Genomic DNA, 5,173 nt, shown 5'->3' on the forward strand with positions numbered 1-5,173 from the left:
ATGGTCGTCGCCGTGGACCGCGGCCGGTGGACCTGCGCGCTCGACAGCGATCCCGGTCGGCTCGTCGTGGCGATGCGGGCGCGCGAACTCGGCCGCACGCCGGTGGTCGTCGGCGACACCGTCGGGCTGGTCGGCGACACCTCCGGGCGGCCGGACACGCTCGCCCGGATCGTGCGGGTCGGCGAACGCCGCAGCGTGCTGCGCCGCACCGCCGACGACAACGACCCGTACGAGCGGGTCGTGGTCGCCAACGCCGAACGGCTCGTCATCGTCGCCTCGCTGGCCGACCCGCCGCCGCGCACCGGACTCATCGACCGGTGCCTGGTCGCCGCGTACGCGGGTGGGCTCGTTCCGGTGCTGTGCCTGACCAAATCCGACCTGGCCTCGCCCGCGGACATGCTCAGCAGCTACTCGGCGCTGCCGCTGCCGGTGCTGGTGACTCGGATGGACCACCCGCACGAGCAGCTGCGCGAAGCGCTCGGCGGGCGCGTCTGCGCGCTGGTCGGGCATTCCGGCGTCGGCAAATCGACCCTGGTCAACGAGCTGGTCCCGGAGGCCGAGCGCGCCGTCGGCGAAGTCAGCGGGGTGGGCAAGGGCAGACACACCTCGACCTCCGCGGTCGCGTTGCCGCTGCCGGACGGCGGCTGGGTCGTGGACACGCCGGGGATCCGCTCGTTCGGGCTGGCGCACGTCACCCCCGACGACCTGACCGCGGCGTTCCCCGGATTCGCCGAAGCGGCCGAAGAGTGCCCGCCGAACTGCGGCCACCTCGGCGGCGCCGAGGACCCCGAATGCAACCTCGACACCTACGTCGCCGAAGGCGGCAGCGCCGAGCAGCTCGGCTCGCTGCGCCGGTTGCTGCGCTCCCGCGCAGGCCGCGACGAGCAGTGACCACCCGCCGGGGTGGCACGCGGGTTCCGCCAAGTGCCGGTCGCAGGTGGGAAAACCGTTGTACCAACGGGAATCCCGGTGATTTTCACTCGCCGCGCAGCACGTGATCGGCGTCGCCGACGCCTGGCGCGCACGCGCAACGTTGCTAGCGTGGCCGCGGACGCCGACTCCCGACGAGGAGCTGTTATGCCCTCAGTACGCGCCCGAAACCACGACCGCAGCGCACTGGCGCGCTCCTGCACCGCAATCGTGTCCGCGAGCCTGCTGGCGACCATCGGTCTCGGTGCCTGCAGCGCACCGGAAACTCCGCCACCGGCCAAGCCCGCATCGGCCGCCGCAGCACGTCCCGACCCGAGACCCACCGCCGCACCACTGCTCACCGACGTGATCAACCGGATCAGCGAGCGCGGCAGCGTGCGCACCACGGTTCGCGGCGACCTCGGCTTCATCGGCGATCTCCAAGGGCAGGGACTCGCCCGCTACAGCGGCGATCACGCCGACGTGAGCCTGCGCGGGAGCACTCGTCCCTCCCCGGCTCAGCCGCCGCAAGCCCTGGACCTCGCGATCCTCGACGGCGTCGGATACCTGAAGTCGGCGCTGCTGCGGCCGGAACCGGCCAAACCGTGGCTGCGGATCGCCCCCGACGGCACCGACTTCGCCGCGAAACTGCTCGCTCCCGCACTGCGGCAGTTGCAGGACTCGACCGATCCGCGCGCGACCTTCCAGGGCATCGAGTCCGCCACCAAGATCCAGTCCAGCGCTCCGGACCAGCTCGACGGCAAACCCGCCACGCGCTACAGCCTGCGCGTGCTCACGGCAGCGGCCGCGGCCAAGGCCCCGGACGACCAGCAGCGCCGACGATTGCAGCAGGCCGCGGACAACGGGCGTCCGGAGATCGGCTACGAGCTGTGGATCGGCCAAGATGGCCTGCCGATGCGGTTCGCCGCCGCGCAGAAGGTCGCGCAGGCCGGGCAGGTGTCGTTGGAGTCCGACTACCGCGACTGGGGTGGGCCCGTGCAGATCACGCCGCCACCGCCCGAGCAGGTCGGCGAGTTCCCCAGCGGGCCGCTACCGATGGCACAGCCACCGCAGTGACCTTCCGCCGCTGACTCGGCGCCGGGGTGCGTCGGAGCGCACCCCGGCGCCCCGGTTCACATGAGTTCCAGCAGGAACGGCACTTCCTGCGGCGCGTACCAGGCCAGTTCGTGGTCCTCGGCTTCACCGAGCACGAAGTCCGCGTCCGGATCACCCAGGTCCGCGGCATCGATGACTTCGGCCGCCGCCCGGACGGCTTCCTCGGCCTCGGACGTGTCCACGTGCACCGCCGCCACCTTCTTCCACGGCACCGGGCCGGACAGCCGGACCACCGCGTTGTCCAGGTCCGGGCGCAGCGTCGGGTCCGCGACATCGGCGGAGACCACGACGCGGCGCAGCTCCCCCTTCTCCTCTTCGTCGAGCTCGCTCGCGATCAACCGCAGCGAGGCCCTGGCGGCCTCCCGCATCGCGGCGTACTCCAATTCCTCGGTGTCACCGGCCGCGTAGGACTCCCGCAACGCGGGCGTCAACGCGAACGCCGTTCCGCTCAGCGGCTGCATCTGCGAGTCCTCCACGAAGCCCCGCAGCATCCGCACCGTGGCGGGCAGATAAACCCTCATCCGTCGACCGTCCCGATCATCTCTTCCACCGACTCCCCGATCATCGCCGCAAGCACGTGCACATCCGACATCGCATCCCGGTCACCGTTGAGCCCGAAGTACATCCCTCCGTCGTAGGAGGTCACCCCGATCGACAGCGACTGGTTCTTCGCCAGCGGCACCACCGGGAACATCTCCGTCATCTTCGCGCCCGCCGCGTACAGCGGCACTTGCGGGCCGGGCACGTTCGTGATCAGCACGTTGAACAACCGGTCGGAGAACACGTTCGCCACGCGCGCGCCCAAGGCGTGCAGCGTCGGCGGCGCGAAACCGGACACACCCACCAACGCCTCGGCAGCCACCGACTGCCCGGACTCGGCGTGCGCGCGCAACGCGTGGCTGACGTGGTGCAGCCGCAACACCGGGTTCGATTCGCCGACCGGCAGATCCACCAAGTACGCGGCAACCCGATTGGTCTCCGAACCGATGCCGGTCCCGTCCGCCGACTCGCCACCCGCGACGTCGCCGCCGCGGACCGAGACCGGCACCATCGCGCGCAACGTGGTCGACGAGGACACCGCCTCACCGCGCGAGAGCAGCCAACTGCGCAGCGCGCCAGACACGACCGCGAGCACGACATCGTTGACGGTCCCGCCGTGTGCGCGCCGGACGGCCCGGAAATCGTCGAGGCGGGCGCTGGAAACGGCGAACCGCCGCTGCGTCGAGGTCGGGACGTTCAACGGGCCGCCGGGCGATGGCAACGCCGCGGCACGCACCGCCGAGGCCAGGCCGCCGAGCGCGCTGGAAACCTTGCGCACCGTCGCGGTCGCGTCCACGACCGCGGAACGGACGTTCTCCACGACCTCGCCAGGGCGCTGGACCGCTTCGGTCACCGCCTCGAGCACCAGCTGCGCGGAACTCGGTTCCGGACGCGGCATCCACAGATCCTCGCGCTCTGCCGAAGAGTTCTCCGCAGCCGTGTTCAGCAGCACCTGTCCGATGTCGATCGCGCCGATCCCGTCGATCATCGCCTGGTGCGTCTTGGTGATCACCGCGACCCTGTTCCGGGACAATCCTTCGACCAAGTAGAGCTCCCACAACGGGCGCGCCGGATCGAGGTTGCGCGACATCAGCCGCGCCACCAGATCGTGCAGCTGCTCGTCCTTGCCCGGCTTCGGCAACGCCGAACGCCGGACGTGGTAGGTGATGTCGAAGTCCTGATCGTCCACCCACACCGGTCGCGCCAACCGGCCCGGTATCTGCCGGACCTTCTGCCGGTACCGCGGCACCAGGCCCAGCCTGCGGTCGATCATCGCCAGCACGCTGTCGTAGTCGAACCCGGTGCGGGGACGGCGGAACACCGCGACCCCTCCCACGTGCATCGGCGTCGTGTGGTCCTCCAAGTACAGGAACGAGGCGTCGAGGGCGGAGAGGCGATCGGGCATGTCCGCGATACTGGCACACCACCGGGCGGCTACGAGCCGTACGCGCGCCGCGTGTGACACTGGACGTCGTGACCAGCACTGCCTCCCCAAAAGATCGGTTCGTCACCGTCTACGGCCGGAAACCGGTCCGCGAGGCGCTGTCCGACATGGACTTGCGCGTGGACAAGGTGATCATCGCCGAGGGCCTCGGCGGTGCGATGATCAACCAGATCAAGGAGGCCGCCGCGGATCGCGCGGTGAAGGTGCAGCGCGCGAGCGCGCATCGGGTCAAGGTGCTGGCGGGCAACGGGCGGCACGACCAAGGCGTGCTGGCCGACGTCGTAGCCAGGAACATGCGGCCGCTGGTCGACGCGCTCGAGGACCCCGCCACCGCGCCGCGCCAAGTACTGCTGCTCGACGGACTGACCACGCCGGCGAACGTGGGGATGATCCTCCGGACCGCCACGGCCGCCGGGATCGACGGCATCGTCGTGCCGCACCGAGGCGTTGCCGGACTGGATCCGCTGGTCGTCAAAGCTTCCGCCGGGATCGCGTTCCACTCGCCTGTCCTGCGTGCAACGACCGCGGGTGACGCCGCGGAACAGCTGACCGAAGCCGGCTACCCGCTCTACGCGCTGGAAGCGCACGGCCCGGAGAACGTCTTCGAGGCCGACTTCGGACCACGCGCCGCCTTCGTGCTGGGCAGCGAAACGGCCGGACTGTCCGAGGACGTCGCCACGCGCATCGCGCAGCGGGTCGCCATTCCGATGCGGGGCGGGGTCGAATCGTTGAACGTCGCCAGTGCTGCGGCCGTGCTCTGCTTCGAGCTGCTTCGACGGCGCGAGAGCTGAGGCGCGATGTGGCGGACTTCGAGTCCGCCACCGCCGCGGCGACATAACGCACCTGCGGCAACTTCATGATATCCGTCTGTGAATAGCAGAAGGCCCCGGAACCGTGGTTCCGGGGCCTTCCCCATTTACGAGTATTGTCGGCGGTGTCCTACTCTCCCACACCGACACAAGTGCAGTACCATCGGCGCTGGAGTGCTTAGCTTCCGGGTTCGGAATGGGACCGGGCGTACCCCGCTCCGCTATACCCACCGACAAACCAACACACACCCAAACCCCATACGGGTGTGCTCACCAAAGGTGAAACCTATTCAACTATGCCTGACCACAAGAGTTGTTGCCTCAGACACCATATAGTGGACACGAGACATCCCTG

Annotated in this window: 5 protein-coding genes and 1 rRNA gene; 3 read left to right on the forward strand and 3 right to left on the reverse strand. The window is 69.7% G+C overall.

What is annotated here, in order from left to right; translation table 11 throughout:
• Positions 1 to 891 (forward strand): ribosome small subunit-dependent GTPase A (gene rsgA, locus IJH84_RS22660; RefSeq protein WP_295148778.1); only part of this gene is annotated, 891 nt, incomplete at its 5' end.
• Between the two features lie 186 nt (positions 892 to 1,077).
• The gene (locus IJH84_RS22665) at positions 1,078 to 1,986 is read left to right on the forward strand and encodes a hypothetical protein (RefSeq protein WP_295148781.1); all 909 of its coding nucleotides are present in this window, start codon (positions 1,078 to 1,080) and stop codon (positions 1,984 to 1,986) included.
• A 56-nt stretch (positions 1,987 to 2,042) separates the two neighbouring features.
• On the opposite strand, the gene IJH84_RS22670 is transcribed toward IJH84_RS22665, so the two are convergent.
• Positions 2,043 to 2,546, reverse strand: a complete 504-nt coding sequence (locus IJH84_RS22670) for a hypothetical protein (protein WP_200073233.1) — start codon at positions 2,544 to 2,546, stop codon at positions 2,043 to 2,045.
• A complete protein-coding gene (locus IJH84_RS22675) occupies positions 2,543 to 3,970 on the reverse strand; it encodes a wax ester/triacylglycerol synthase family O-acyltransferase (RefSeq protein ID WP_295148787.1) in 1,428 nt (475 codons plus the stop codon). Before IJH84_RS22675 ends, IJH84_RS22670 begins: the two co-directional genes overlap by 4 nt.
• A 68-nt stretch (positions 3,971 to 4,038) precedes the next feature.
• On the opposite strand from IJH84_RS22675, the gene IJH84_RS22680 reads away from it, so the two are divergent.
• Positions 4,039 to 4,800, forward strand: coding sequence for a TrmH family RNA methyltransferase (locus IJH84_RS22680; protein ID WP_367269073.1), 762 nt, complete (start codon positions 4,039 to 4,041; stop codon positions 4,798 to 4,800).
• Between the two features lie 135 nt (positions 4,801 to 4,935).
• Here IJH84_RS22680 and rrf read toward each other — a convergent pair.
• Positions 4,936 to 5,053: ribosomal RNA gene (gene rrf, locus IJH84_RS22685) — 5S ribosomal RNA — on the reverse strand.
• Positions 5,054 to 5,173 lie beyond the last annotated feature (120 nt).

The sequence above is a fragment of the Saccharopolyspora sp. genome (genome assembly GCF_017434145.1).
GTDB lineage: Bacteria > Actinomycetota > Actinomycetes > Mycobacteriales > Pseudonocardiaceae > Saccharopolyspora_C > Saccharopolyspora_C galaxeae.